Below are 25,822 nucleotides of genomic sequence, written 5' to 3' on the forward strand. Positions count from 1 at the left end.
AATTTAATTATCGAATAATAAGGCGACCCGAAGGTCGCCTTCATTCGTTTATGCGCGTGGAACCAGATCCAGGCAAACCGAATTGATGCAATAACGCAAACCAGTCGGCGGCGGGCCGTCCGGGAATACATGACCCAAATGCGCATCGCAGCGCGCGCACTTCACTTCCGTGCGGATCATGCCGTGGCTGATGTCACGGATTTCGGTCATCGCGCTTTCGCCAATCGGCGCGTAGAAGCTCGGCCAGCCGCAGCCGGAATCGAATTTGGTCTTGGAATCGAACAGCGCTTCGTTGCAGCAAACGCAGTGGTAGACACCGTCGGTTTTGGTGTCGTTGTATTTGCCGGAGAACGGGCGCTCGGTCGCACTCAGACGACAAACTTTGTATTGCTCAGGGTCGAGCATCGCACGCCATTCTTCCAGGGTTTTTTCCAACTTTTCCATCATCACACCTCAGCGGCTGAAAAAGCCCGATCTGTACCTTTTCCACGGATCGGGCGGCACGTATGATTGCGCCTCGTCACGCACCAGTCTGGCAGCCAGACCGGGCGCATTCAAACGGATTATGGGAGCCACGGCTCAAGACGTCCGCCTGTGTGAAGACGCAGGAATCCCAGTACGGTTGTCCACCCGCCGCCTGGATCGTTCATTTTCGGGATCACATCGCCATGCAGTTCAGCAAATCGAACAAGCTCGCCAACGTCTGCTACGACATTCGCGGCCCAGTGCTCAAGCACGCCAAACGACTGGAAGAGGAAGGCCAGCGCATCCTCAAGCTGAACATCGGCAACCCGGCGCCGTTTGGTTTCGAAGCGCCGGACGAAATTCTTCAGGATGTGATCCGCAACCTGCCGACCGCGCAAGGCTACAGCGACTCCAAAGGTCTGTTCAGCGCGCGTAAAGCGGTGATGCAGTACTACCAGCAGAAGAATGTTGAAGGTGTCGGCATTGAAGACATCTATCTGGGCAACGGCGTATCCGAACTGATCGTGATGTCGCTGCAAGCGCTGCTCAACAACGGCGACGAAGTGCTGGTGCCCGCCCCGGACTATCCGCTGTGGACTGCCGCCGTCAGCCTCGCCGGCGGTAACGCCGTACATTACCTGTGCGACGAAGGCGCCGACTGGTTCCCGGATCTGGCCGACATCAAAGCCAAGATCACCCCGAACACCAAAGCGATGGTGATCATCAACCCGAACAACCCGACCGGCGCGGTGTATTCGAAGGAAGTGTTGCTGGGCATGCTGGAAATCGCCCGCGCGCACAATCTGGTGGTCTTCTCCGACGAGATCTACGACAAAATTCTGTACGACGATGCCGTACACATCTGCACCGCGTCGCTAGCCCCGGACTTGCTCTGCCTGACCTTCAACGGTCTGTCGAAGTCCTACCGTGTGGCGGGTTTCCGCTCCGGCTGGATCGCCATTTCCGGACCGAAGCACAACGCGCAGAGCTACATCGAAGGCATCGACATGCTGGCCAACATGCGCCTGTGCGCCAACGTGCCAAGCCAGCATGCGATCCAGACCGCATTGGGCGGCTATCAGAGCATCAACGACCTGGTGCTGCCGCAGGGTCGCCTGCTGGAACAGCGTAACCGCACCTGGGAATTGCTTAACGACATTCCAGGCGTGAGCTGCGTCAAGCCGATGGGCGCGCTGTATGCGTTCCCGAAGATCGACCCGAAGGTCTGCCCGATCCATAACGACGAGAAATTCGTCCTCGACCTGCTGCTCTCCGAGAAACTGCTGGTGGTACAGGGCACGGCGTTCAACTGGCCGTGGCCGGATCACTTCCGCGTGGTCACCCTGCCCCGCGTCGACGATCTGGAAATGGCCATCGGCCGTATCGGCAACTTCCTCAAGTCCTACCGCCAGTAACTGGCCAGCAGTGCGCAACGGCCAAACGTTGCGCACTGTCTGATTCAGCAACACTTCTGCGTTCCGCGTCCGCGCACGCCTTCTACACTTGCGATTCGTACCGTTTACCTGCGTCCAGCTTAATGGCGACGGGTCGCGGCTGGCCGTCATCCCTATCGTTATCTGTCGTGGGAAATGTGCCAGGCACCGAAGAATCCGCTGTAGGACACAGTTTGAAATAGTCACTCAGTTGAATAGCCCGGTGCAGCACCTTATATACCCCGCAGTACGCTACATCTTTAGCTTGAGGAGATTTCTACAACCATGATGCGCATCCTGCTGTTTTTGGCCACTAACCTGGCGGTCGTGCTGATAGCCAGCATCACCCTGAGCCTTTTCGGCTTCAACGGGTTCATGGCGGCCAACGGGGTTGATCTCGACCTTAGTCAGCTGCTGGTTTTCTGTGCAGTCTTTGGTTTCGCCGGCTCGCTGTTCTCGCTGTTCATCTCCAAGTGGATGGCGAAGATGAGCACTGGCACCCAGATCATCAGCCAGCCACGTACCCGGCATGAGCAATGGCTGCTGCAAACTGTCGAGCAACTGTCCCGCGAAGCCGGGATCAAGATGCCCGAAGTCGGTATTTTCCCGGCCTACGAAGCAAACGCCTTCGCCACCGGCTGGAACAAGAACGACGCACTGGTCGCGGTCAGCCAGGGCTTGCTCGAGCGCTTCTCACCCGATGAAGTGAAAGCCGTGCTGGCCCACGAAATCGGCCACGTCGCCAACGGCGACATGGTCACCCTGGCGCTGATCCAGGGCGTGGTGAACACCTTCGTGATGTTCTTTGCACGGATCATCGGCAACTTCGTCGACAAGGTGATCTTCAAGAACGAAGAAGGCCAGGGCATCGCCTACTACGTGGCGACCATTTTCGCCGAACTGGTACTGGGCATTCTCGCCAGTGCGATCGTCATGTGGTTCTCGCGCAAGCGCGAATTCCGTGCCGACGAAGCCGGCGCCCGCCTGGCCGGCACCAGCGCAATGATCGGCGCACTGCAACGCCTGCGCGCCGAACAAGGTCTGCCGGTGCACATGCCAGACACCCTTAACGCCTTTGGCATCAACGGTGGTATCAAACAGGGCTTTGCCCGCATGTTCATGAGCCACCCGCCGCTGGAAGAGCGTATCGACGCCCTGCGTCGTCGCGGTTGATCCGACCGGTGTAACAATGAAAAAGGCCCGCAGTGATGCGGGCCTTTTTTTGTTTCTGTGCAAATAATGGATTGTTGCTGATGACCTCTTCGCGAGCAGGCACTGTCAGCCAAAAACTATCGAGAAGAAACCCGATAAACCCGCTCCTCCAGCCGCGTCACGCCAGCCTGAAGGAACTTCCCGCTCTCCCCCAGCACATCCTGCTCTTCCAGCACCGGCACCTGCCAGGCACCACTCAGCAACCGCTGCACCTCATCATCCCCCACCGCAAACGGCGGCCCCGGCATCTGCGCCTGATCGTAATCCAGGGTAATCAGCAACCCGTGCACGCCCTGTGGGAGGATCTGCTGAAGATGCGCCGCATAACGCTCACGCATCGGCGCCGGCAAGGCAATCAGCGCGGCGCGGTCGTACAACGCGGCGCAATCGGCCACATCGGCGGCCGTCAGCGCAAAAAAGTCACCGCACCACAGTTCGATGGCATCACCGCGATAGACCTTGAACGCGCCCTTCTGGCTAATCTGCGGCTGCACCTGATATTCACTGAAAAAGTCCTCGATAGCCTTTTCCGACAGTTCGACCCCGAGCACCTGATGACCACGTCCGGCCAGCCACGCCAGATCCAGACTTTTCCCACACAGAGGCACGAGCACTCGCGCCGCAGCCGATACCGCCCAGTGCCGCTGCAAATACGGGTTTACCTCGGGCAGATGGAAACCAATCTGCCCCGAAGCCCACTTCTTGTGCCAAAACTCAGGCTGCATGCATCACTCCCAATAATTCGATCAAAAAGCGTTAAAACTTATATTAGATTTAGATCAATGATCTGACTGAAGATGAAGCCATCTTAACGCTCAGGAACCCGCCATGTTGCCCAGCCTGTTCATTTCCCATGGTTCACCCATGCTGGCCCTGGAGCCCGGCGCCAGTGGCCCGGCTCTGGCTCGTCTGGCCGCCGAATTGCCGAAACCCAAAGCCATCGTCATCGTCTCCGCGCACTGGGAAAGCCAGGAACTGCAGGTCAGCAGCCATGCACAACCGGAAACCTGGCATGACTTCGGCGGCTTTCCCCGGGCGCTGTTTGAAGTGCAGTATCCGGCGCCGGGTAATCCACAACTGGCTGCTGAGGTGGCTGATCTACTGACTGCCAACAACCTGCCTGCCCGTCTCGATCCGCAACGCCCGTTCGATCACGGTGTTTGGGTGCCACTGTCGCTGATGTACCCGCTGGCGGATATTCCAGTGGTGCAGGTTTCGCTACCGAGCCGCGCGGGCCCGGCGCTGCAAACCCGGGTCGGCCGCGCGCTGGCGAGTCTGCGTGATCAGGGCATTTTGCTGATCGGTTCCGGCAGCATCACGCACAACCTGCGCGAACTGGACTGGCACGCCGGCCCGGAAAGTGTCGAGCCGTGGGCGCGGGATTTCCGTGACTGGGTGATCGAGAAGTTGGCGGCCGACGATGAGGCAGCGCTGCATGATTATCGCCAGCAGGCACCAAATGCGGTGCGCAGCCATCCGAGCGATGAGCATTTGTTGCCGTTGTATTTTGCCCGGGGCGCGGGGGGAGAGTTCAGCGTTGCTCATCAGGGTTTCACGATGGGCGCGCTGGGCATGGATATTTATCGTTTCGGTTGACGCCTTCGCGAGCAGGCTCGCTCCCACAAAGGCAAAAAACAGGCAAAAAAAATCCCCGAACCAGTCGGGGATTTTTTATGTGCGATCAATCAGCCCAAGGGCGGATCAATCTTCGCGATAGCGACGCAGTTTCAGCTGCTTACCGGCAACGCGAGTGTCCTTCAGTTTGGTCAGGAGTTTGTCCAGACCATCTTCCGGCAGCTCGACGAGGCTGAAGCTGTCACGCACCTGGATGCGACCGATCGCTTCACGGGCCAGACCGCCTTCGTTGAGGATGGCGCCCAGCAGGTTTTTCGCAGCGATACCGTCACGCGCACCCAGCGCGGTACGGCAACGAGCACGGCCTTCGCCCAAAGGCATTGGCGCGCGACGCTCACGGTCACCACGATCAGGACGATCACCGGTGCGCTCAGGACGGTCGCCACGCGGTGCGTTGTTCGGCACCAGTGGACGTTCCTTCTCGATGGCAGCCAGGTTCAGCGCTTGACCGTTGGTGGCTTTGCGCAGCAGCGCAGCAGCCAGAGCACGCGGGGTGCAGCCGATGTCTGCAGTCAGACGATCGAGCAGCTCACCGTGGGTCGATTCGGCATCAGCGACCAGTGGCGACAGGCTGTTGGTCAGTTTCTTGATGCGTGCATCGAGAACGGCTTGAGCGTCCGGCAGGCGAACTTCAGCGACTTTCTGACCGGTTACACGCTCGATCACTTGCAGCATGCGGCGCTCACGTGGAGTCACCAGCAGCAGTGCACGACCTTCGCGACCGGCACGGCCAGTACGGCCGATACGGTGAACGTAGGACTCTGGGTCGTACGGCATGTCAACGTTGAACACGTGAGTGATGCGCGGAACGTCCAGACCACGAGCAGCTACGTCGGTCGCGACAACGATGTCCAGACGGCCATCTTTCAGCGAGTCGATGACGCGCTCACGCTGGTTCTGGGCGATGTCACCGTTCAGCGCCGCGGCTTTGTAGCCTTTGGCGTCGAGGGCGCTGGCCAGATCCAGGGTCGCTTGCTTGGTGCGTACGAACATGATCAGAGCGTCGAAATCTTCCACTTCCAGCAAGCTGAGAACGGCCGAAGTCTTCTGGTCAGCGTGAACCAACAGGTGAGCCTGTTCGATCGCGGTAACGGTCTGGGTCTTGGTCTGGATCTTCACGTGTTGCGGATCGCGCAGGTGGCGTTCGGCAATGGCGCGGATCGACTGCGGCAGGGTCGCCGAGAACAAAACGGTCTGACGGGTCGCTGGCAGAGCCTTGAAGATGACTTCCAGGTCATCCATGAAGCCCAGTTTCAACATTTCGTCAGCTTCGTCGAGAACCAGGTGGTTCACGGTCGACAGAACTTTTTCGTCGCGACGCAGGTGGTCGCACAGACGGCCCGGAGTGGCGACAACGATCTGTGCGCCATTACGGATTGCTTTCAGTTGTGGGCCCATAGGCGCGCCGCCGTAAACGGCCACAACGGTAACGCCCGGCATTTGCTTGGCGTAGGTTTCAAAAGCGGTTGCTACTTGCAGCGCCAACTCACGAGTTGGCGCCAGGATCAGGGCTTGCGGTTCGCGCTTGGCAGGATCGATGCGGTGCAGAATAGGCAGTGCGAACGCGGCGGTTTTACCGGTACCGGTTTGCGCCTGACCAATCATGTCCTGGCCGGCCATGATGATCGGGATCGATTGCTGCTGAATCGCCGAAGGCTCTTCGTAGCCAGTCGCTGCGACGGCTGCAAGAATATTCGGGTTAAGATTAAAAGCGGCGAATCCGCCGGTTTCCTGGGTCATGGGTCTGCCTCTAAGTGCATCCGCAAAGACCCATGCTCCAAAGCTGCGCATGCCGTGTTGAGACTCAAGAGTCGCCCTGGCAGCTTTGTCGGCGGGGATTTGCGAAAACGAATGAATGAAAAAAAGAATCGTCCGGGAAGAGCCCGCAATGCGGACGTGCAGCCGAAGCTGACTTCGGGAAATGCGCTACCTAAACGCGGCCCGGTTAAAGGCCGGCGCGCACTATACCGGATTTTGCCCAAAAAGGGAGCTTTTTTTATTGCCTGAATGAGCGTGTCACCGCTGTGTAACGGGGTTTTGCGGATAATCGCGCGAAGGTCTATTTTTCAAAGGCCCGGCCCTGCGGGCGATGACGCTTAAACGATTCACTGATGTGCGGCATACCGTCGCTGCACCCGCCCTTCCCGCCCGAGGATTTCGCCATGAATCAGCCCTGCCCCGGCCGCGTCAGCCGTGAACGTCGTGGTCACGTCCATCTGATTGGCTTGGATCGAGCGGCCAAGCGCAATGCTTTCGACCTCGACCTGCTCAACGAGCTGAGCCTGGCCTACGGCGAGTTCGAGGCCGACAGCGAAGCGCGGGTGGCGGTGGTGTTCGGGCATGGCGAGCACTTTACCGCTGGCCTGGATCTGGTCAACGCCAGTTCGGCCCTCGCCCAGGGCTGGCAGGTTCCGACCGGCGGTTGCGATCCATGGGGTGTTTTCGTCGGGCCACGGGTGAGCAAGCCAGTGATTGTCGCCGCGCAGGGTTACTGCCTGACCATCGGCATCGAGCTGATGCTGGCAGCCGATATAAACCTGTGTGCGAGCAATACCCGCTTCGCGCAGATGGAAGTGCAGCGTGGGATCTTTCCTTTTGGTGGTGCGACTTTACGTTTTCAGCAGATTGCCGGTTGGGGCAACGCGATGCGCTGGCTGCTGACCGGCGATGAGTTTGATGCGCACGAGGCGTTGCACCTGGGGTTGGTGCAGGAAGTCATGGCCAGCGAAGACCTGTTGCCGCGGGCGATTGAATTGGCTGAGCGGATTGCCCGGCAGGCGCCGTTGGGGGTACAGGCGACGTTGATGTCGGCGCGGCAGGCAAGGTATGAGGGTGAGACGGCGGCCGCGCAAGGGTTACCGGCGTTGGTGAAGAAATTGTTGGCGAGTGAGGATGCCAAGGAAGGGGTGCGGTCGCTGGTGGAGCGGCGGCCTGGCATATTCAAGGGGATCTGAGAATTATGGCGCCTGTCAGGGCGCCATCGCTGGCAAGCCAGCTCCCACAGTGACCGAGTCGTTCACACATTTTGCGTACGGCGCGAACCCTGTGGGAGCTGGCTTGCCAGCGATGGGGACAGCACTGACGCCTCAGGTGGCTGGGCGAATACTGTTGATCAACGACTGCAACGAATACCCCAACCGCGGCGCCAGCGCTTCAGCCCGGGCCGTCAGTGCCTGCATGTCCAACTCCTGATCGAGGTCCGCCGGCACAATCAGAATCACGTTGCCCTCCTTCACCGGCAATTCCCAGTAATGCCGGTGATAGAGCCCGCGCAACAACGCCGCGCCCAGAGGCTTGCCGTCATCGGTGGCCCACTGATTGATCACCAGCCAGCCACCCGGATTCAGACGCTTCTGGCAGTCGCCGAGAAAACTCCAGGCCAGATGCCCGACGCCCGGGCCGACATCGGTATACAGGTCGACAAAAATCAGATCCGCCGGCTCAGCCGTCGGCAGTAACTCCAGCGCATCGCCAACACGGATGTACAGCCGCGGATCATCGTCCAGGCCAAGGTATTCGATGGCTAGGCGCGGCACATCCGGACGCAGTTCAATGGCTTCGACATCTTCCAGCGGCAGGAACTTGAGGCAGGCCTGGGTCAATGTACCGGCGCCGAGTCCTAGAAACAGCGCGCTCTCCGGCTGCTCGTGGCACAACGCGCCGATCAGCATCGCCCGGGTGTAATCGTATTCGAGCCAGCTCGGGTCGGCGGTGAACACGCAGCTCTGCTCGATCGCATCGCCGAATTCGAGAAAGCGGTAATCGGCCACTTCCAGCACGCGAATCACGCCGAACTCATCCTGTACTTCGGCGAGCAGATGCTCGACGCGCTCCTCAGTCATTTCGTCTCCTGATGGTCACCGGGCGCGGTGACGCGATGGCACCGCTGTGGCGCCGTGGCAAAGCGGCGATTGTCGGCGATGGGGCGGGAGCAGGTCACGCACTAATTGCTGCTACCATGGGCTTCCCGTGCGTAGAACCAATTAGAGACCGTGATGAGCCAACCGTGGAGTCCTGATAGCTGGCGCGCCCTGCCGATCCAGCAACAACCCCAATATCCTGACGCGGCGCATCTGCGCCAGGTCGAGCAGACGCTGGCCAGTTATCCGCCACTGGTGTTTGCCGGCGAAGCGCGCGAACTGCGCCGCCAGTTTGCCGAAGTCACCCAGGGCCGGGCATTCCTGCTGCAGGGCGGCGATTGCGCGGAAAGCTTTGCCGAATTCTCCGCCGCGAAGATTCGCGACACGTTCAAAGTGTTACTGCAAATGGCGATCGTCATGACCTTCGCCGCCGGCTGCCCGGTGGTCAAAGTCGGGCGCATGGCCGGTCAGTTTGCCAAACCACGTTCGGCCAACGACGAGACCATCGGTGGCGTGACGCTGCCGGCCTACCGGGGCGACATCGTCAACGGCATCGGCTTCGACGAAAAGAGCCGCGTGCCGGATCCGGAGCGCCTGCTGCAGTCCTATCACCAGTCCACCGCGACCCTGAACCTGCTACGCGCGTTTGCCCAGGGCGGTTTTGCCGACCTGCACCAAGTGCACAAGTGGAACCTCGATTTCATCGCCAACTCGGCGCTGGCAGAAAAATACAGTCACCTCGCCGACCGCATCGATGAAACCCTGGCGTTCATGCGCGCCTGCGGCATGGACAGCTCGCCGCAACTGCGCGAAACCAGCTTCTTCACCGCCCACGAAGCACTGCTGCTGAACTACGAAGAAGCCTTCGTGCGCCGCGACAGCCTGACTAACGATTACTACGATTGCTCGGCGCACATGCTGTGGATCGGTGACCGTACCCGTCAGCTCGACGGCGCGCATGTCGAATTCCTGCGCGGGGTGAACAACCCGATCGGCGTCAAAGTTGGCCCAAGCATGGACCCCGATGACCTGATCCGCCTGATCGACGTGCTCAACCCGGACAACGATCCGGGGCGCCTCAACCTGATTGCTCGGATGGGCGCGAACAAGGTGGGCGATCACCTGCCGGCGCTGATCCGCGCGGTGCAGCGCGAAGGCAAGCAAGTGCTGTGGAGTTCCGACCCGATGCACGGCAACACCATCAAGGCCAGCAGCGGCTACAAGACCCGCGACTTCGCGCAGATCCTTGGCGAGGTTAAACAGTTCTTCCAGGTGCACGAGGCGGAAGGCACTTACGCCGGCGGCATTCACATCGAGATGACCGGGCAGAATGTCACCGAGTGCATCGGTGGTGCGCGGCCGATTACTGAAGATGGCTTGTCGGATCGATATCACACGCACTGTGATCCACGGATGAATGCTGATCAGTCGCTGGAGTTGGCGTTTTTGATCGCTGAAACCCTGAAACAGGTTCGCCGCTAGACCGCGTCGCCTCCTTCGCGAGCAGGCTCGCTCCCACACTGGATTTGTGTCGTATACAAAACCCATGTGGGAGCGAGCCTGCTCGCGAAGAGGCCGGTTCAGTCGCCCCCAATCTGTGCCAATGCCACCCGCAACCGCGCCGCACTCTCGCGCTGACAATTCAACTGCACCCGCGCCAGCCCCAACCAATCCGCCATCCGCCGCAGATTCTCCGCCAGCGCCAGCATCCCCTGCTCATCCAGCCCCGGCTCTTCCTCGTGCACCGCATGCACCGCCAACTGCCCCGCCGCCCGCTCAGCCCGCAAATCCACCCGCGCAGCAATCCGCTCGTTGTGCAAAAACGGCAACACGTAATAGCCGTAAACCCGTTTGTCCTGTGGCGTATAAATCTCCAGCCGATAACGGAAATCGAACAAGCGCTCAGTCCGGCTGCGTTCCCAGATCAACGAATCAAAGGGCGACAGCAGCGCACTGGCCATGACCTTGCGCGGGACGCTCGGCTCCGGCAGGCAATAGGCGATTTGCCGCCAACCGGCAACCTCGCACATCTGCAACTGCCCGGCTTCAATCAGTTCCGCGAGACGTGGCCGCGCATCCGCCGGATTCAGGCGAAAGTAATCACGCAGGTCTTTTTCAGTACCGACACCCAAGGCCTGTGCCGCGTGCAACAGCAACCCGCGTTGCGCTTCGGCTTCATCAGGCAACGCCTGTTGCAGGATCGATGAAGGGATCACCCGCTCCGGCAAATCATACAAACGCTCAAAACCACGCCGCCCCGCCACCGTCACTTCACCCGCCGCGAACAGCCACTCCAGCGCATGTTTTTCCGCGCTCCAGTCCCACCACGGCCCGGCTTTGTCTGCACGGGTTGAAAGGCTGCCGGCGCCCAACGCGCCCTGCTCTTGCACCGAATTCAAGACCCGACGCACCACGTCCTGCTGCTCGCGACCGAATCTGGCCAGTTGCTGATAAATATCCTCGCCACGCCTGGCCCGCTGCATGCGCCAGCCCAGCAACGGATACATCGACATCGGCAGCAACGAGGCTTCGTGTCCCCAGTACTCGAACAACGTGCGACGTCGCCCCGAACTCCAGGCAGCCTGGTCGAGCAAGTCGGAAGAATAGGAACCGAGACGGGAAAACAGCGGCAGGTAGTGCGAGCGCACCACGGCGTTGACGGAGTCGATTTGCAGCAAACCCAGCCTTTCGATCAGCCGGTTGACGTGTGGCGCCTTGACGGTCGGCGGCTGGCGCCCGTTGAACCCTTGGGCAGCCAGCGCCAGTCGTCGCGCCTGTTTGAGGGAAAAGGCCAGAGTCGCGGGCATGAGCATCTCCTTGTCTGCTCGCAACCTACCTCACTGGAAGAGGGTTTGTGTAGCGTTCTGCTGATCATTTATGCAACGGGTCATTTATGCATCGGATCATCCCAGAACGGCCGCACGGACTCGTGTTCAACATCGGCACGACTGACGCCGATGTCTTTCAACGCTTCGTCGCTCAGACTGGCAAGCAACTCGCGTTCACGGTGCAATTCGTACCAGCGGCTAAACTTGTGCAGCAGGTCGGAAACGATATGGCCGTGGCCGGAAAATTTTGCGTCATCTACATACTCTCTTTGACCTTTCATCGTGTTGCCTCCTTTGTGGATGGCTCAAGTCTCGCGCCGGCGCTAAGATCAATCCAACGAATGTTTCTGATGGCATGCATCACGGAGATTCATCAATTGTCGGCCTACCCCAGTATCGATACCGATGTCCTGCGCACCTTTGTCGCGATTGCCGATCAGGGCGGTTTCACCCGCGCCGGCGAAATGGTCAACCGCACGCAATCGGCGGTGAGCATGCAGATGAAGCGCCTGGAAGAAGACGTGTTGCAGCGGCAGTTGTCTGAGCGCGACGGACGCCAGGTGCGCCTGACCGCTGAAGGCCAGGTGCTGCTCGGATACGCGCGGCGCATCCTCAAGCTGCACAGCGAAGTGTTCAACACCTTGCGCGAGCCGCACATGGTCGGCACCGTGCGCATCGGCACGCCGGATGACTACGTGATGCGTTTTCTGCCGGGGATCCTGTCGCGGTTTGCGCAGTTCTATCCACTGATCCAGATCGAAGTGCATTGCGAATCGACCAAACAACTGTTGCAGCGTACTGACCTGGATTTGTCGATCGTCACCCGTGAACCGGGCAACGAAATCGGTCAGTTGCTGCGCAAGGAGCGTTTTGTCTGGGCCGAGGCGCAGAATTTCAGCGCCCACGAACAAACGCCACTACCTCTGGCGATGTTCAACAGTGATTGTTTCTGCCGCTTGTGGGCGTGTAACGCACTGGATGCGATGGGCCGCGAATACCGCATCGCTTATAACAGCACCAGCCTCTCGGCGTTGATGGCGGTGGTGAGTGCGGGTCTGGCGATCACCGCGCAACTGGAAAGCCTGATCACCCCGGACATGCGCATTCTCGGCGCCGCCGAAGATCTGCCGCTGTTGCCCGAGGCCAGCATCATGCTGATCCGCAACCTGAACAATCCGTCGCCGATAACCGAGTGCCTGGCCGAGCATATCGTCGAAGGTTTTAAACTTTAAACGCGAGCATCACCGCACACAGCACCAGGAAACCGCAGAACAGCCCGCGCAGAAGTTTTTCCGGCATGGCGTGGGCAACTTTCACCCCCCAACTGATGCTCGCCAGACCGCCGATGGCCAGCGGCAGGCCAATCATCCAGTCCACTTCGTTATGCACCGCGTAGGTCACCAGGGTCACGCCGGTGCTTGGCAACGCCAGCGCCAGCGACAAGCCCTGAGCGACCACTTGCGTGGTGCCGAAGAGGCTGGTCAGCACCGGCGTTGCCACCACGGCACCACCGACACCGAACAAGCCGCCCATGGTTCCGGACGCCGCACCGAGGACGCCGAGCCAAGGCCAGGAATAGCGCATCTCGGAAGTCGCAGCGGGTTGCTTGCCGAACATCTTCAGCAGGTTGTACGCCGAGAGCACCACCAGGAAAGCGACAAAACCGATGCGCATGGTTTGCGCATCGATACCCACCGCCCAGATCGAACCGATCCACGCAAAGCAAAAACCCATCACCGCCAAGGGCAACGCATGCCGCAGTTCGATGCGATTGCGCTGGTGATAGCGCCACAGCGCCAGCATCACGTTCGGCACCACCATGACCAGCGCCGTGCCTTGGGCAATCTGCTGATCGAGGCCGAACCACACACCGAGCAACGGAATGGCGATCAAACCGCCACCGATACCGAAAATGCCACCAAGGGTGCCAAGCGCGGCGCCGAACAGCAGGTACAACAAAAACTCCATCACAGCTCAATTCCTCTTACGTCAGGCGATTCATCCTACGCAGTCGTGGCTGGCGGGGAAACGCACAGCAACGCACAATGGCTATGCTGATTTCGCACAAGCGTGAATTCTTATGAACCCCAACCAACTGACTGAACAGTTAGGGCTGTTTCTCGATGTGCTGGAGAGTGGCAGTTTTTCCGCCGCCTCGCGCCGTCATCCGCTGACACCTTCGGCCGTTGCGCGACGCATCGACAGCCTGGAAAGCGCCGTCGGCAGCCAGTTATTTATACGCAGCACCCACGCCGTCAGAGCCACACCCGCCGGTCTGGCGTTTGCTGAACGTGCCCGGCGCATTGTCGCCGAGTTGCAACTGGCGCGGGCCGAAGCCGTGTCCTTGAGCAGCGCGCCGGAAGGCTTGATTCGCATCGACGCCCCCGCCGCGTTCGGGCGACGGCATCTGGCACCTGTGATCGCCGACTTTCTCGTCCTCTACCCGGGGCTGGATGTGCAGTTGCACTTGATCGACAGTTTCGTCGACATGGGCGGCTCGAACCTGGGCAAGGTCGATCTGGTACTGCGTGCCGGGCAAATGGCTGACACGCGATTGGTGGCCACGCCTTTGGCGAGCATGGTGCGCATAGCCTGTGCCAGTCCTGACTATCTCAAACGCCGGGGCGTGCCCGGCAGTCCGGCACAACTTGGTGAACATGACGGTCTGGACTGGGAAGGCCTCGCCCCGCCCTTCGCCTGGCGGTTCGAGCAGGACGGCCAGATGCATTTGCACCGCCCGGCGCGCATCCGCATGAGCGCCAACAATGCCGAAGCGCTGGTGTGTGGGGCTTTGGCGGGATTAGGGATTGCGCATTTGCCGACCTGGCTGGCGAGCGAATACCTGCTGCGCGGTGAACTGGTCCCGCTGTTCTGCGAGAACGGTCTGCCGGCCCCGGAATCCACCGGCATCTACGCACTGCGCATGGAACAGCAAACCAACTCGCGCAGCCGCTTGTTGCTTGAATACCTCAAAACTCGTTTCAGTCCAGTGCCGCCGTGGGATCTGGCGCTGCAACGGGATCTCGGCCGCCATTAGATCCGGAGAATTATCTGGCGCATTAAAGATTCGAGCGCTAGATTCATGACCATCACCGAACAAGGCTTTGACATGACTTCCCAACGCGACACCTGCGACGACCTGCTGCTGGATAACCAGGCCTGCTTCGCCCTGCATTCCACTTCGCTGATGATGACCAAGGTCTACAAGCCGCTGCTGCAAGCCTTGAACCTGACCTATCCGCAGTACCTGGCGATGATGGTGTTGTGGGAGAAGGATGGATTGACGGTCGGAGAAATCAGCTCGCGGTTGCTGACCGATCCCGGCTCGCTGACTCCGCTGCTCAAACGCCTGGAGGGCGAAGGGTTGCTCAGCCGCACGCGCAGTCGTGAGGATGAGCGGGTAGTGATTGTCGAGCTGACCGAGCAAGGCCGAGCGCTGAAAGAAAAAGCCCAGACCGTTCCGCAATGCATCCTCGGCGCCAGCGGCTTCTCTCTGGAACGCCTGCAGAAGCTGCAATCAGAGTTGCAGGCGCTACGCGGTCACTTGCAAGAAAGCCTGATCTGACCTTCACACAGTCCCTGTGGGAGCGAGCCTGCTCGCGAATGCGTAGTGTCAGTCGGTATGAATGGTGACTGATACACCGCATTCCCGAGCAGGCTCGCTCCCACATTGGGTTCATCGACAGCAAAATATTTTCACCACCTGATCTACCGCGCAATCCGCTCTAACTCAAGCCTTACAGCCACCCTCTCATACCCGCCCCTTCGTGGAAGTGCAGCTTTTTCAAAAATTTATCTTGCGCACTAAATATTCGCGCGATACATTCACCTCGCACTTACTTAGCGCACAAACAATTAGCGCACAAAACCACACCCAATGAGGCTCACACCATGCAAACTCTCTACACCGCAATCGCAACCTCCACTGGCGGCCGTGATGGTCGTGCGATCTCCAGCGACAACATCCTCGACGTCAAACTCGCCACTCCGAAAGAACTCGGCGGTGCCGGCGGCGCGGCGACCAACCCAGAGCAACTGTTCGCGGCCGGCTACTCGGCCTGCTTCATCGGCGCACTGAAATTCGTCGCCAGCCAGACCAAACGCAAAATCCCTGACGACGCCTCGATCACCGCTCATGTCGGTATCGGCCAGATCCCCGGTGGCTTCGGTCTCGACATCGATTTGCACATCAGCCTGCCTGGCCTGGAACAAGCCGACGCACAAGCGCTGGTCGACGCGGCCCATCAGGTCTGCCCGTACTCCAACGCCACCCGTGGCAACGTCGATGTGCGTCTGCACGTCACCGTTTAACTGCTGATACCCCAGGCCCGAACAGGAAATGAACATGCACACTTTCAGCAAAGTCTTGACCGGTACCCTTCTCGCCCTGTCCATCCACAGTGCATTTGCCGGTGATGTCGAACACAACACTCAGGCATTTCTCGATGTGCTGAATGCCGGCACCGGCAAACCGATGGAACAGCTGACACCCAAAGATGCCCGCGCCGTGCTGGTCGGCGCGCAGTCCGGGGTCAAGTTGACGCTGCCCAAAGCGGACATAAGCGAGAAAACCATCCAGGTCGATGGCCAACCGTTGAGCCTGACCATCGTCCGGCCGGCCGGGGTCAAGGGCGAGCTGCCAGTGTTCATGTTCTTCCACGGTGGTGGCTGGGTGCTGGGCGATTTCCCGACGCACGAGCGGCTGGTGCGGGATCTGGTGGTCGGTTCAGGAGCGGCGGCGGTGTTCGTCAATTACACGCCTTCACCGGAAGCGCATTACCCGGTGGCGATCAACCAGGCCTACGCGGCAACGAAGTGGGTCGCCGAGCACGGCAAAGAAATCAATGTCGATGGGAAACGTCTGGCCGTCGCAGGCAACAGCGTCGGCGGCAACATGGCGGCCGTGGTTGCACTGATGGCCAAAGACAAAGGCACGCCGGCGATCAAGTTCCAGGTGCTGTTGTGGCCTGTGACGGACGCCAATTTCGACACCGGCTCCTACAACCAGTACGCCGAAGGGCACTTCCTCACGCGCAACATGATGAAGTGGTTCTGGGACAACTACACCACCGACGCCAAGCAGCGAAACGAGATTTACGCGTCGCCGCTGCGGGCCACCACTGCACAACTGAAGGGCCTGCCGCCAGCACTGGTGCAGACCGCAGGCGCCGATGTGCTGCGTGATGAAGGTGAAGCCTACGCACGCAAACTCGACGAGGCCGGTGTAGCGGTGACGTCGGTGCGTTACAACGGCATGATCCACGATTACGGTTTGCTTAACGTGGTCAGCCAGGTGCCGGCAGTACGTTCGGCGATGTTGCAGGCATCTGAAGAACTCAAGCAACACTTGAAGTAACCACAATCCCCTGTGGGAGTGAGCCTGCTCGCTCCCACAGGGGATTGTGTGAAGCTCAAATCGCAGGCACAAAAAAGCCCGGCTCAATGGCCGGGCTTTTTCTTTCCGTAAAAAGCAGTGCTTATTTGGCACGGCCTTTGTAGGAACCGCCTTCGCGGGTGTCGATTTCGATCTTGTCACCGATTTCGATGAAGTCAGCAACTTGCAGCTCGGTACCGTTGGCCAGCTTGGCTGGCTTCATGACTTTGCCGGAAGTGTCGCCACGAGCCGAACCTTCGGTGTAGTCAACTACGCGCACGATGGTGGTCGGCAGCTCTACGGAAACCAGACGCTCTTCGAAGAAGATCGCTTCGCAAACATCGGTCATGCCTTCTTCAACGAAAGGCAGAACAGCTTCGATGTCTTCAGCGTTCAGCTCGTACATGGTGTAGTCAGTGGTGTCCATGAACGTGTAGGTGTCGCCGCTGATGAAGGACAGGGTCGCTTCTTTGCGGTCGAGGATTACGTCGTCCAGTTTGTCGTCAGCGCTGTAAACGATCTCGGTCTTGTAACCGGTCAGCAGGTTTTTCAGCTTGGTCTTCATGATCGCGCTGTTACGGCCCGACTTGGTGAATTCAGCTTTCTGAACCAGCCAAGGATCGTTCTCGAGACGGATCACGGTACCGGGTTTCAGTTCTTTACCAGTTTTCATTGCGAATATCCGAATTTGGATGGGATTTACAAAAATCTAGGCCGCGTATCATATCCAATTTAGGTAAAACTGTACCAGCGCTGCGGCAAGATCGGCCTGCAAGCCTTGTTCCAGACACCACGCTTCGGCATTTTCCTGCAGTTCTGGCCAATGATTGCGGACTTCGAGCCACTGTTCACCGATGGGCTGACCGGCGCTCCAGGCTCGCCACAGACCGTTCATCGCCTCGGCAGCGGCCGGTGATAGACCTTTTGTGTAAAGCGCGAGGAAGGCATCAAGCTTGTCCAGATGGATGTCTTCGTCCTGCTGATAGATGTGCCAGAGCATCGGCCGCCCCGCCCACTGCGCCCGCACGAACGAGTCCTCACCACGCACCGCGTTGAAATCACAGCACCAGAGCAACTGATCGTATTGATCCTGACGGACGAACGGCAACACCTGCACAGTCAAAGACTGCCGCACATTAATCTCGCCCACCCTCAGGGTCTCCACCCCGAGCCAGCGCGCCACGTCGCCAAGAATCCGCCCCTCCGGCACCAACAGGTGAGTCGGCGCAGAGTCCGCCGCCAAAACGTCCAGCCAACTGGCCAGCCCGGCATTCTCGTAGGCAAACAACGAAATCAGCTCGGCGTCAGACGCAGGATCGATCCCGAGACCTTGCAGGAATTGCCGTTGAGCTTCGGCATCCTGTTGAAACTGCCGACGCTGCTCGAGCAAGCCGCGCTCACGCAACAGCCCGCCAGTGCCTGGCTGGAATCCGGGAAAGAAAAAGAACTTCTGCACCGATTTGTATTTGACCGACGGCAAGCCGTGACAACCAATCACCCAGTCTTCGGCGCTGAGATAGTCGAGGTTCATCCACAAGGGCGGCGGCTCTCGCGTGGCCATCGCGTCCATGTAATCACTGGGCAACTGACAGGCGAACGCAGCGATCACCACATCCGCCGCCTCTATGTGCACCCACTCGGCTGGCCAGTGCCGCACTTCGACACCTTGTTGCCATTGCTGTGAGGCGTTGATATCAATCGCCGGACAAATGCGTTCGAAGGCGCGCAGATCATCGACCCACAATCGCACCGTCAAACCGTGCTCAGCGGCCAATTGCCGGGCCAGGCGCCAGGTCACGCCGATGTCGCCAAAGTTGTCGACCACGGTGCAAAAAATATCCCAGCGGGGTTTCAATTGCGGCATTCAAGACTCCCGTTGGCAAAAGCTGCGATTGTCCGCATAAATCACCTCGCGCAGAAGAGCCGACGGCGATTAATCTTCGTGCGACAATCGCCACTTGCCCGCAATCATCCGCCAGGAGGCAGCCATGCCGTATCGCCCCAATCCGCGTCGCCCGTTGCCTGTTCAGCTTAGCGCGCTGCATTTGACCGGCAGCATTGCCCTGGGCATGTGGCTGGGCTTTGTCGCCATTGCGCTGACTTGCTGGCTGCTGTCGCAGTTTGTCTTCAAAGAACAACTGGCACCGGTTGCACAAGCGGTGCAGCAACTGGCCAATCCGCCGGCCGTGCAGGTACAACCGGATATTGCGCCGCCGAGCCCGCAGTTCCAGCAGTACGAAGAAAACCTGCGCAAGAACGAACAACAGGCACGTCTGGATCAGGCACGCGGCAGCACGCGTAACCTGTCCAATCCGAAGTGCCAGTTCTGGCTGCAACAGGATCAGACGGCCCCGAGCGAAAAAAGCCGCGCCAACGTTTTGCAATTTTGCGATTGATCATGAACAAGCACATCGTCCACCAACTGATTCTCGACAAACTGCGCATCGACCTCGACATCGCCGAACGCGCCGCGCAAACCGCTTACGAAACCGCGACGCACGAAGAAAACATCGCCGAAAACAAGTACGACACGCTGGGTCTGGAAGCGTCGTATCTGGCAGCCGGGCAAGCAAAACGGGTCGAGGAAATCCGTAAGTCACTGGCGTTGTGCCAGAACCTGACGCTGCGAGCCTACGATGAAAATCGTGGTATCGAAGTCGGTGCCCTGCTCGGCCTGGAGGACGAAAAGGGTCGCGAGCAATGGCTGTTTCTGGCGCCGGATGCAGCAGGCCTGAAAGTCGATGTGGTCGGTCAGCCGATTACCGTCATCACTCCGCGCTCGCCGCTGGGCAAAGGTCTGCTGGGCAAGTGCGAAGGTGATGAGGTGGAGATTCTGGTGGCGGGCACCCGGCAACAGTTTGCTGTCACCGAGGTGCTTTGATTCAACGAATCAGTGAACCGGCAGTTCGACGCCGTCGAACAGTTCTTCCAGTTCCTGCTTGTTGTGGCACTGAATGGCTTTGGCCATGACTTCGCGAGTCAGGTGCGGCGCGAACTTCTCGATGAAGTCGCACATGAAGCCGCGCAGGAAAGTGCCGCGACGGAAACCGATCTTGGTCACGCTCGATTCGAACAGTTCGCTGGCGTCCAGCACCACCAGATCGTTGTCGAGTTTGGTGTCGACTGCCATTTTAGCGACGATGCCCACGCCCAGCCCCAGACGCACGTAAGTCTTGATCACGTCGGCGTCGGCTGCGGTGAACACCACTTTCGGTGTCAGACCACGATGGCTGAAAGCTTCGTCGAGTTTCGAACGACCGGTAAAACCGAACACGTAAGTCACGATCGGGTATTCGGCCAGCGCTTCCAGGGTCAGCTTTGGCAACTTGGTCAGCGGATGGCCCTGCGGTACGACCACGCAACGATTCCAGCGGTAGCACGGCATCATCACCAGATCGCCGAACAGCTCCAGCGCTTCAGTGGCGATGGCAAAATCCACAGTGCCATCAGCGGCCATTTCGGCGATCTGCATCGGCGAACCCTGGTGCATGTGCAGCGCCACGTCCGGGTATTGCTTGATGAAATTGCTGATCACCGGCGGCAGTGCATAACGTGCTTGGGTGTGGGTGGTGGCGATCGACAGGGTGCCTTTCTTCTCGTTGGAGAATTCCTGGGCGATCTGCTTGATGCTTTCGACCTTGCGCAGAATCTCACCGGCGGTGGTGATGATGCGCTCGCCGGCCGGGGTCACGCGGGTCAGGTGTTTGCCGCTGCGGGCAAACACTTCGACGCCGAGTTCGTCTTCCAGCAGGCGGATTTGTTTACTGATGCCCGGTTGCGAGGTGTAAAGGCTTTGGGCTGTAGCGGAAACGTTGAGGTCGTGGTGCGCCACTTCCCAGATGTAGCGCAATTGTTGAAGCTTCATATGAATCCCTCAAAGCAGGTAGACGCCACGGGCATCAGCGACGGTATATAACTATATTAATGGTTTGAATAATAAATCTAGAACTTTTTTATCAAAGCGCCATTATTCCTGCCTTAGCGATCCTCCCGCCGCCGCCGCTCCACTAACGGCACCAGATAAACCGGCACCTTGGCCAATTGCAGGACCCGCGCCGCCGTGCGCCCCAACGGCGTTTCCGCGCCCACCCCATGGCTATGACTGCCTACGATCAGCAGATCGACGGAGAGTTTCTGCACCTGGTCGAGAATCACCTGCGACGGATCGCCCTGCAGCACGCGCACGGCGCGAATGCGCTGCAGATCCAGCTCGCCTTCATCTCCCAATTCTTCGCGAAAACTGTCCAGCACCCGCTGCTCGATATTGGCAATGACAGTTTTCAGACCCTGGCTGTGAAATTCGTTCAATGCCTGCTCGTCGAGATAACTCTGCAATACCGATTCGGCAAACAACCCCATCGGCTCCACCGCGTGCACCACGTACAGATCGGCATTGAACGTTCGCGCCAATGCCAGGGCATGCTGCATGACTAACGGTGCGTACAGACCGAGGTCAGTGGCATACAGCATCGAACGAATCATATGACCTCCTCGCGTGCCAACATGGCGGAGATTTGATTCAGCTTAGCAGTGCCTTGGCGACTACGACGGGCGACGCAACGTCTTGAAGCACAGGGCTTTAGATGGACGGCTCATTGCTGATGCCGTGAGGCACGTGACCGGTGGCGACCACTTCGCGGGCGAGTTCGCAGTGGCCGGCCTGATCGTCGAAAAACACGTCGGCAGCAAACGCTTCGAGAAACGCCGACTTGGTCAGGCCACCGAGAAACAGTGACTCGTCGAGACGAATGTCCCACTCGCGCAAGGTGCGGATCACCCGCTCATGGGCCGGCGCCGAACGTGCAGTGACCAGCGCCGTGCGGATCGGGCAATCGTCATCGGGAAACTCGCGCTGCAACAGATTGAGCGCCGCCAGAAAGCCCTTGAACGGCCCACCGCGCAACGGCTCGCGAGCCGACTCACGCTCCTTGGCCTGAAACGCTTCGAGCCCGCCGGACTGATAGACGCGTTCCGACTCGTCGGAAAAAATCACTGCGTCGCCGTCGAAGGCGATGCGCAATTCGTCGCTGGCCGCACGGCTCGCTCCGCCGGAAAGAATCGTCGCAGCGGCGAAACCGGCATCCAGCGCCGCGCGCACATCTTCGGCATGGGTCGACAAAAACAGGTCACAACCAAAGGCTTTGAGATACGGATACGGACTGCGCCCACCGACAAACGCCGCACGGGAAATCGCCAGACCGTAATGGTGAATCGAGTTGAACACGCGCAGGCCGGTGTCGGCGCTGTTGCGCGAGACCAGAATCACCTCGACCCGTGCTCGGCCGAGGCGACTGTTGAGTGCCAACAGTTTTTCCACCAGCGGGAAGGCATCGCCGGGCGCAAGAATTTCGTCTTCGTGCTCGATCTGATATTGCCGATAGGCTTCAACGCCGCTCGACAGATAGACCTTGTGGCTCTCGCTCAGGTCGAACAAGGCGCGCGACGAAATCGCCAGCACCAGTTTGTCATCGATGTTTTTGGCCATGCTTTCCCCCAGAGCGACCGGCTTAAATGTTGCGCCGGTCGATAAAACTCAAATTGCGATACAACGCTTCGATGCGCGGCAACTCACAACCCGCTGCTTTCGCTGCCGCCAATGGCCGAGCGTAGATCGCTTCCAGCTCCAGCGGTCGTTTATGCAAAAAGTCGTGGTACATGCTCGGCCAGTAGTCGGGCATTTTCTCGGTCATCATGAACAGATACTCGGCGTATCCCGGCGGCACGTCGTGGCCGCAGGCCTTGGCGCCCTGCACCACTTCGGCCATCAACGCCTGGATCAACGCGCGGCTGTCGACATCGGCCATCAACGGCGTGGTGCTTGCACCGAGCAACACCGAGAGTCCGTTGTAGGGAATATTCCACACCAGTTTCTGCCAGCGCGCCTGTTGCAGATTGGGCATTGCCTGGGAATCGATGCCGGCAGCGCGAAACAACCCGCTGCCCTCCTCGACAATCGCCATGCGCGCGCCATCATCCATGGCCGGGCCGCTGTGATAGCCAACGTTGACCGCGCCGAGTGCCTGATGGGTCACCAGACCCGGACCTTCGCGGTGTACGCAAATCAGGCACAAGCCGCCCAGCAGATGCAAGGAATCGGGAAGCAGCTCACGCAAGCTGTCTTCGACGTCGAGACCGTTTTGCAGCACCAGTACTTTCGCGTCCGGTTTGGCCGCTTGAATGATTGAAGGCGCGAGACCTGCGTTGCTGGTGGTTTTCGCCCCCACCAGCAACCAGTCGCACTTGGGCATGTCTTCGGCGGACGAATAGGCCTGCGCCGGATGCAACGTCAGCGGGCCATACACCGCGCTGTTGATTTGCAAACCGCGCTCAGCCACCGCCGAAAACTCGCTGCGCAACAGAAAGTGCACGTCGAAACCGGCGCGCGCCAGCATCACACCGTAAAAACCACCAATTGCGCCGGTGCCGATGATCCCTACGACCGGTTTATTCACTGCCCCCATCATGGCAACTCCTCTGCAATTCGCCCCAGTGCCTGCGCCAGCGCCGCGTTCAACGCATCGGCCGTCAGGCGCGTGTGCAATGCCCCAAAGAACTCGCCGTCGCGCACCACGAACAACGCCGGTAAATGAAAGACCTGATAGCGCTCGACCAACCCGCCGTTGTCGCCGGCATCGATCCAGCACAGACGATCAATCCCCAGCGCCATAGCCGGCAACACTTCGCGGGCATAACGGCAACTGGCGCAGCCGACGCTGGTGAAAATCACCAGCGAAACGCCGCTCATCGCCAACAGCCGTTGGTCGGCGTCGAAATCGGTCAGTTCGGATTCGACCACTATACTGGGGGAAACAATGTCAAATGGCTGACACAGGGAGTCTGTGCTCATGGGACGTTTCATTCCTCATCCGGACGAGGTGCCGGTTGAATTAACCTTGCTCAAGCCTGAGTGTATTTCCAGGCAACAGCTGCACACTATCAGCCTCGGCGGCATCGCTTGCAATTACCACCGTGCCTGGCGCCATGGCACGGCGCTGCAAGTGCGCATGCCGTCAGTGAATGCCGACATTTGTTATCCGGGCTACGTGGCGTGGTGCCTGCGGCGCAAAAAAGGCTATCTGGTGGGCATCGCGTTTACCGATGAGCAGACGCTGTTCAGTGCGCGAATGGGTGAGCAAGTGTGTCAGATCGAGCGCTACTGCCGCATGCACGACACCCACGATGACCTGCAAGAAATTCAGGCGGTGGCCCTGCAATGGGTCGAGCAACACGCCGACGAGTTCTCCCACGACAGCGTGCGCAAGGCTTTTGCGCAGCCAGCGCTGGACTAAAGCACCTTTTGCCCATTGTCGAGCAGGCGCTTTACGCGCTAAGGTTCCGCTCCCCGACGCGCTTAAATCTGCTGTGCTCCGCCGCGCGGGGATCGCTGGCGGCCGGCACCCGTGACCTGACGAGTAAACGATGGCTGATTTACCGATCAACGACCTAAACGTCGCCTCTAACGAGACCCTGATCACTCCCGATCAGCTCAAGCGTGATATCCCTCTGAGCGATGCTGCCCTGCGCACCGTCACCAAGGGCCGCGAAGTCATTCGCAACATTCTTGATGGCACCGACCACCGTCTGTTCGTAGTGATCGGCCCGTGCTCGATCCACGATATCAAGGCTGCCCACGAATACGCCGATCGCCTCAAGGTGCTGGCTGCGGAAGTTTCCGACACCCTGTATCTGGTCATGCGCGTGTATTTCGAGAAGCCACGCACCACCGTGGGCTGGAAAGGCCTGATCAACGATCCATACCTGGACGACTCGTTCAAGATTCAGGACGGTCTGCACATCGGTCGTCAGTTGCTGCTGGATCTGGCCGAAAAAGGCCTGCCGACCGCGACCGAAGCCCTTGACCCGATTTCCCCGCAGTACCTGCAGGATCTGATCAGTTGGTCGGCCATCGGCGCACGTACCACTGAATCGCAGACTCACCGTGAGATGGCTTCCGGCCTGTCCTCGGCCGTCGGCTTCAAGAACGGCACCGACGGCGGTCTGACTGTGGCGATCAACGCCTTGCAGTCGGTCTCCAGCCCGCATCGCTTCCTCGGCATCAACCAGGAAGGTGGCGTGTCGATCGTCACCACCAAAGGCAATGCCTACGGTCACGTGGTGCTGCGCGGGGGTAATGGCAAGCCGAACTATGATTCGGTCAGCGTTGCCCTGTGCGAGCAGGCGCTGAACAAAGCGAAGATCAAGCCGAACATCATGGTCGACTGCAGCCACGCCAACTCCAACAAGGATCCGGCCCTGCAACCGCTGGTGATGGAGAACGTCGCCAACCAGATCCTCGAAGGCAACCAGTCGATCATCGGCCTGATGGTCGAAAGTCACCTGAACTGGGGCTGCCAGGCGATTCCGAAAGACCTCGCCGACCTGCAATACGGCGTGTCGATCACCGATGCCTGCATCGACTGGTCCGCTACCGAGAACACCCTGCGCAGCATGCACGCAAAGCTCAAGGATGTTCTGCCAAAACGCCAGCGCAGTTGATACACGTTTTACAGGCATAAAAAAACGCCGGGCAATGCCCGGCGTTTTTGTGTATGCGATTCAGATCTTGGCGGCGCGGCGCTGATGACGCTCCATGTAGCGCTCGACGTAGGAGCACGACGGGATCACCGTATAGCCCATTTCTTCGGCGTACTGCAGCGCGCTTTCGGTCAGCGCTGCGGCAATGCCACGGCCACGCAGGGCATTGGGCACGAAGGTGCGATAGATATCCAGGGTCTGTTTCCCCAGATCCATATAGGTCAGGTAGGCACGATGACCGTCCACATTGGTCTCGAACTGATGACCAGCCTGGTCATGGTGGATGGACAACGCCTCGCTCATCACTACTCCTCGCGGGTCTTGAATTCTGACCCCTACCTTACCGATGTTTTTCCGGCGAAGGAACATCTACGCCACCCCGTGCCTGATGGACACCGAGAAGAGCCACACCGATCTCGCGCAACCTGGCACCTGATAAATAGTAGGCACCATTGGCAAAAATGCTCAAGGTACGCTCGT

Annotated in this window: 29 protein-coding genes; 14 read left to right on the forward strand and 15 right to left on the reverse strand. The window is 59.4% G+C overall.

Annotated features, from left to right (window positions below; genetic code table 11):
• Positions 1–48: 48 nt before the first annotated feature.
• Positions 49–444 carry a peptide-methionine (R)-S-oxide reductase MsrB gene (gene msrB / locus J0G10_RS21365; protein WP_095125134.1) on the reverse strand — a complete coding sequence of 132 codons (396 nt, stop codon included), beginning with the start codon at positions 442–444 and terminating at the stop codon, positions 49–51.
• Positions 445–668: 224 nt separating this feature from the next.
• Between msrB and J0G10_RS21370 the strand changes: the two genes are divergently transcribed.
• Together J0G10_RS21370 and htpX are read left to right on the forward strand one after the other, a co-directional pair.
• On the forward strand, positions 669–1,880 hold the full coding sequence (locus J0G10_RS21370) for a pyridoxal phosphate-dependent aminotransferase (protein ID WP_007908620.1): 1,212 nt from the start codon (positions 669–671) through the stop codon (positions 1,878–1,880).
• Positions 1,881–2,183: 303 nt separating this feature from the next.
• On the forward strand, positions 2,184–3,071 hold the full coding sequence (gene htpX / locus J0G10_RS21375; protein WP_007908619.1) for a protease HtpX: 888 nt from the start codon (positions 2,184–2,186) through the stop codon (positions 3,069–3,071).
• Positions 3,072–3,187: 116 nt separating this feature from the next.
• Here the strand turns inward: htpX and J0G10_RS21380 are convergent, their stop codons facing one another.
• On the reverse strand, positions 3,188–3,835 hold the full coding sequence (locus J0G10_RS21380) for a thiopurine S-methyltransferase (RefSeq protein WP_095048452.1): 648 nt from the start codon (positions 3,833–3,835) through the stop codon (positions 3,188–3,190).
• A gap of 103 nt (positions 3,836–3,938) precedes the next feature.
• Between J0G10_RS21380 and J0G10_RS21385 the strand changes: the two genes are divergently transcribed.
• The gene (locus J0G10_RS21385) at positions 3,939–4,706 is read left to right on the forward strand and encodes a DODA-type extradiol aromatic ring-opening family dioxygenase (RefSeq protein ID WP_220556652.1); all 768 of its coding nucleotides are present in this window, start codon (positions 3,939–3,941) and stop codon (positions 4,704–4,706) included.
• Positions 4,707–4,811: 105 nt separating this feature from the next.
• Here J0G10_RS21385 and J0G10_RS21390 read toward each other — a convergent pair whose 3' ends face one another.
• Complete coding sequence (locus J0G10_RS21390) at positions 4,812–6,485, reverse strand: DEAD/DEAH box helicase (protein WP_008088238.1); 1,674 nt, start codon at positions 6,483–6,485, stop codon at positions 4,812–4,814.
• 422 nt (positions 6,486–6,907) lie between these two features.
• Here J0G10_RS21390 and J0G10_RS21395 point away from each other — a divergent pair, with 422 nt between their 5' ends.
• A complete protein-coding gene (locus tag J0G10_RS21395) occupies positions 6,908–7,699 on the forward strand; it encodes a crotonase/enoyl-CoA hydratase family protein (RefSeq protein WP_034155234.1) in 792 nt (263 codons plus the stop codon).
• 132 nt (positions 7,700–7,831) lie between these two features.
• Here J0G10_RS21395 and J0G10_RS21400 read toward each other — a convergent pair whose 3' ends face one another.
• The gene (locus J0G10_RS21400) at positions 7,832–8,587 is read right to left on the reverse strand and encodes a spermidine synthase (RefSeq protein ID WP_095125136.1); all 756 of its coding nucleotides are present in this window, start codon (positions 8,585–8,587) and stop codon (positions 7,832–7,834) included.
• A gap of 153 nt (positions 8,588–8,740) precedes the next feature.
• On the opposite strand from J0G10_RS21400, the gene J0G10_RS21405 reads away from it, so the two are divergent.
• Positions 8,741–10,087 carry a class II 3-deoxy-7-phosphoheptulonate synthase gene (locus J0G10_RS21405; protein WP_220556653.1) on the forward strand — a complete coding sequence of 449 codons (1,347 nt, stop codon included), beginning with the start codon at positions 8,741–8,743 and terminating at the stop codon, positions 10,085–10,087.
• Positions 10,088–10,185: 98 nt separating this feature from the next.
• On the opposite strand, the gene J0G10_RS21410 is transcribed toward J0G10_RS21405, so the two are convergent.
• Together J0G10_RS21410 and J0G10_RS21415 are read right to left on the reverse strand one after the other, a co-directional pair.
• Positions 10,186–11,412 carry a winged helix-turn-helix domain-containing protein gene (locus tag J0G10_RS21410; protein ID WP_220556654.1) on the reverse strand — a complete coding sequence of 409 codons (1,227 nt, stop codon included), beginning with the start codon at positions 11,410–11,412 and terminating at the stop codon, positions 10,186–10,188.
• Positions 11,413–11,492: 80 nt separating this feature from the next.
• Entirely contained in the window at positions 11,493–11,714 is a 222-nt protein-coding gene (locus J0G10_RS21415) for a DUF1127 domain-containing protein (protein WP_095048457.1), read from the reverse strand.
• A gap of 96 nt (positions 11,715–11,810) precedes the next feature.
• Here J0G10_RS21415 and J0G10_RS21420 point away from each other — a divergent pair, with 96 nt between their 5' ends.
• The gene (locus J0G10_RS21420) at positions 11,811–12,665 is read left to right on the forward strand and encodes a LysR substrate-binding domain-containing protein (RefSeq protein ID WP_220558884.1); all 855 of its coding nucleotides are present in this window, start codon (positions 11,811–11,813) and stop codon (positions 12,663–12,665) included.
• Here J0G10_RS21420 and J0G10_RS21425 read toward each other — a convergent pair.
• The gene (locus tag J0G10_RS21425; protein ID WP_220556655.1) at positions 12,655–13,404 is read right to left on the reverse strand and encodes a sulfite exporter TauE/SafE family protein; all 750 of its coding nucleotides are present in this window, start codon (positions 13,402–13,404) and stop codon (positions 12,655–12,657) included. The two genes, J0G10_RS21420 and J0G10_RS21425, sit on opposite strands and share 11 nt — an antisense overlap.
• A gap of 109 nt (positions 13,405–13,513) precedes the next feature.
• Between J0G10_RS21425 and J0G10_RS21430 the strand changes: the two genes are divergently transcribed.
• From J0G10_RS21430 to J0G10_RS21445, 4 genes are all read left to right on the forward strand, one after another.
• The gene (locus J0G10_RS21430) at positions 13,514–14,470 is read left to right on the forward strand and encodes a LysR family transcriptional regulator (protein WP_220556656.1); all 957 of its coding nucleotides are present in this window, start codon (positions 13,514–13,516) and stop codon (positions 14,468–14,470) included.
• A 72-nt stretch (positions 14,471–14,542) separates the two neighbouring features.
• Positions 14,543–14,998, forward strand: coding sequence for a MarR family winged helix-turn-helix transcriptional regulator (locus tag J0G10_RS21435; RefSeq protein WP_176471266.1), 456 nt, complete (start codon positions 14,543–14,545; stop codon positions 14,996–14,998).
• Positions 14,999–15,324: 326 nt separating this feature from the next.
• Positions 15,325–15,744, forward strand: coding sequence for an organic hydroperoxide resistance protein (locus J0G10_RS21440; protein WP_007908600.1), 420 nt, complete (start codon positions 15,325–15,327; stop codon positions 15,742–15,744).
• Positions 15,745–15,778: 34 nt separating this feature from the next.
• On the forward strand, positions 15,779–16,789 hold the full coding sequence (locus J0G10_RS21445; protein ID WP_220556657.1) for an alpha/beta hydrolase: 1,011 nt from the start codon (positions 15,779–15,781) through the stop codon (positions 16,787–16,789).
• Between the two features lie 121 nt (positions 16,790–16,910).
• On the opposite strand, the gene J0G10_RS21450 is transcribed toward J0G10_RS21445, so the two are convergent.
• Both J0G10_RS21450 and earP read right to left on the reverse strand, forming a co-directional pair.
• Positions 16,911–17,480 carry an elongation factor P gene (locus J0G10_RS21450; RefSeq protein ID WP_007908599.1) on the reverse strand — a complete coding sequence of 190 codons (570 nt, stop codon included), beginning with the start codon at positions 17,478–17,480 and terminating at the stop codon, positions 16,911–16,913.
• A gap of 48 nt (positions 17,481–17,528) precedes the next feature.
• Positions 17,529–18,671 carry an elongation factor P maturation arginine rhamnosyltransferase EarP gene (gene earP / locus J0G10_RS21455; protein ID WP_220556658.1) on the reverse strand — a complete coding sequence of 381 codons (1,143 nt, stop codon included), beginning with the start codon at positions 18,669–18,671 and terminating at the stop codon, positions 17,529–17,531.
• A 124-nt stretch (positions 18,672–18,795) separates the two neighbouring features.
• On the opposite strand from earP, the gene J0G10_RS21460 reads away from it, so the two are divergent.
• Together J0G10_RS21460 and J0G10_RS21465 are read left to right on the forward strand one after the other, a co-directional pair.
• Positions 18,796–19,203: a hypothetical protein gene (locus J0G10_RS21460; protein WP_095048462.1), complete on the forward strand. Its 408-nt coding sequence runs from the start codon at positions 18,796–18,798 to the stop codon at positions 19,201–19,203.
• A 2-nt stretch (positions 19,204–19,205) separates the two neighbouring features.
• On the forward strand, positions 19,206–19,688 hold the full coding sequence (locus J0G10_RS21465; protein ID WP_095048463.1) for a GreA/GreB family elongation factor: 483 nt from the start codon (positions 19,206–19,208) through the stop codon (positions 19,686–19,688).
• Between the two features lie 9 nt (positions 19,689–19,697).
• On the opposite strand, the gene cysB is transcribed toward J0G10_RS21465, so the two are convergent.
• From cysB to J0G10_RS21490, 5 genes are all read right to left on the reverse strand, one after another.
• A complete protein-coding gene (gene cysB / locus J0G10_RS21470; protein ID WP_003183769.1) occupies positions 19,698–20,672 on the reverse strand; it encodes an HTH-type transcriptional regulator CysB in 975 nt (324 codons plus the stop codon).
• Between the two features lie 113 nt (positions 20,673–20,785).
• The gene (locus J0G10_RS21475; RefSeq protein ID WP_095048464.1) at positions 20,786–21,289 is read right to left on the reverse strand and encodes a universal stress protein; all 504 of its coding nucleotides are present in this window, start codon (positions 21,287–21,289) and stop codon (positions 20,786–20,788) included.
• 97 nt (positions 21,290–21,386) lie between these two features.
• Positions 21,387–22,292, reverse strand: a complete 906-nt coding sequence (locus tag J0G10_RS21480) for a 5'-nucleotidase (protein ID WP_034155247.1) — start codon at positions 22,290–22,292, stop codon at positions 21,387–21,389.
• A gap of 22 nt (positions 22,293–22,314) precedes the next feature.
• Positions 22,315–23,271, reverse strand: coding sequence for a putative 2-dehydropantoate 2-reductase (locus J0G10_RS21485; protein ID WP_220556659.1), 957 nt, complete (start codon positions 23,269–23,271; stop codon positions 22,315–22,317).
• On the reverse strand, positions 23,268–23,654 hold the full coding sequence (locus J0G10_RS21490; protein ID WP_194933999.1) for a thioredoxin family protein: 387 nt from the start codon (positions 23,652–23,654) through the stop codon (positions 23,268–23,270). Before J0G10_RS21490 ends, J0G10_RS21485 begins: the two co-directional genes overlap by 4 nt.
• On the opposite strand from J0G10_RS21490, the gene J0G10_RS21495 reads away from it, so the two are divergent.
• Both J0G10_RS21495 and J0G10_RS21500 read left to right on the forward strand, forming a co-directional pair.
• A complete protein-coding gene (locus J0G10_RS21495) occupies positions 23,653–24,096 on the forward strand; it encodes a PilZ domain-containing protein (protein WP_095048467.1) in 444 nt (147 codons plus the stop codon). The two genes, J0G10_RS21490 and J0G10_RS21495, sit on opposite strands and share 2 nt — an antisense overlap.
• A 130-nt stretch (positions 24,097–24,226) precedes the next feature.
• Entirely contained in the window at positions 24,227–25,303 is a 1,077-nt protein-coding gene (locus tag J0G10_RS21500) for a 3-deoxy-7-phosphoheptulonate synthase (RefSeq protein WP_007908583.1), read from the forward strand.
• 60 nt (positions 25,304–25,363) lie between these two features.
• Here the strand turns inward: J0G10_RS21500 and J0G10_RS21505 are convergent, their stop codons facing one another.
• Positions 25,364–25,645 carry a GNAT family N-acetyltransferase gene (locus J0G10_RS21505; protein ID WP_003226804.1) on the reverse strand — a complete coding sequence of 94 codons (282 nt, stop codon included), beginning with the start codon at positions 25,643–25,645 and terminating at the stop codon, positions 25,364–25,366.
• Between the last annotated feature and the right edge of the window lie 177 nt (positions 25,646–25,822).

Source organism: Pseudomonas germanica, assembly GCF_019614655.1.
In the GTDB taxonomy this organism is placed as follows: domain Bacteria; phylum Pseudomonadota; class Gammaproteobacteria; order Pseudomonadales; family Pseudomonadaceae; genus Aquipseudomonas; species Aquipseudomonas neuropathica.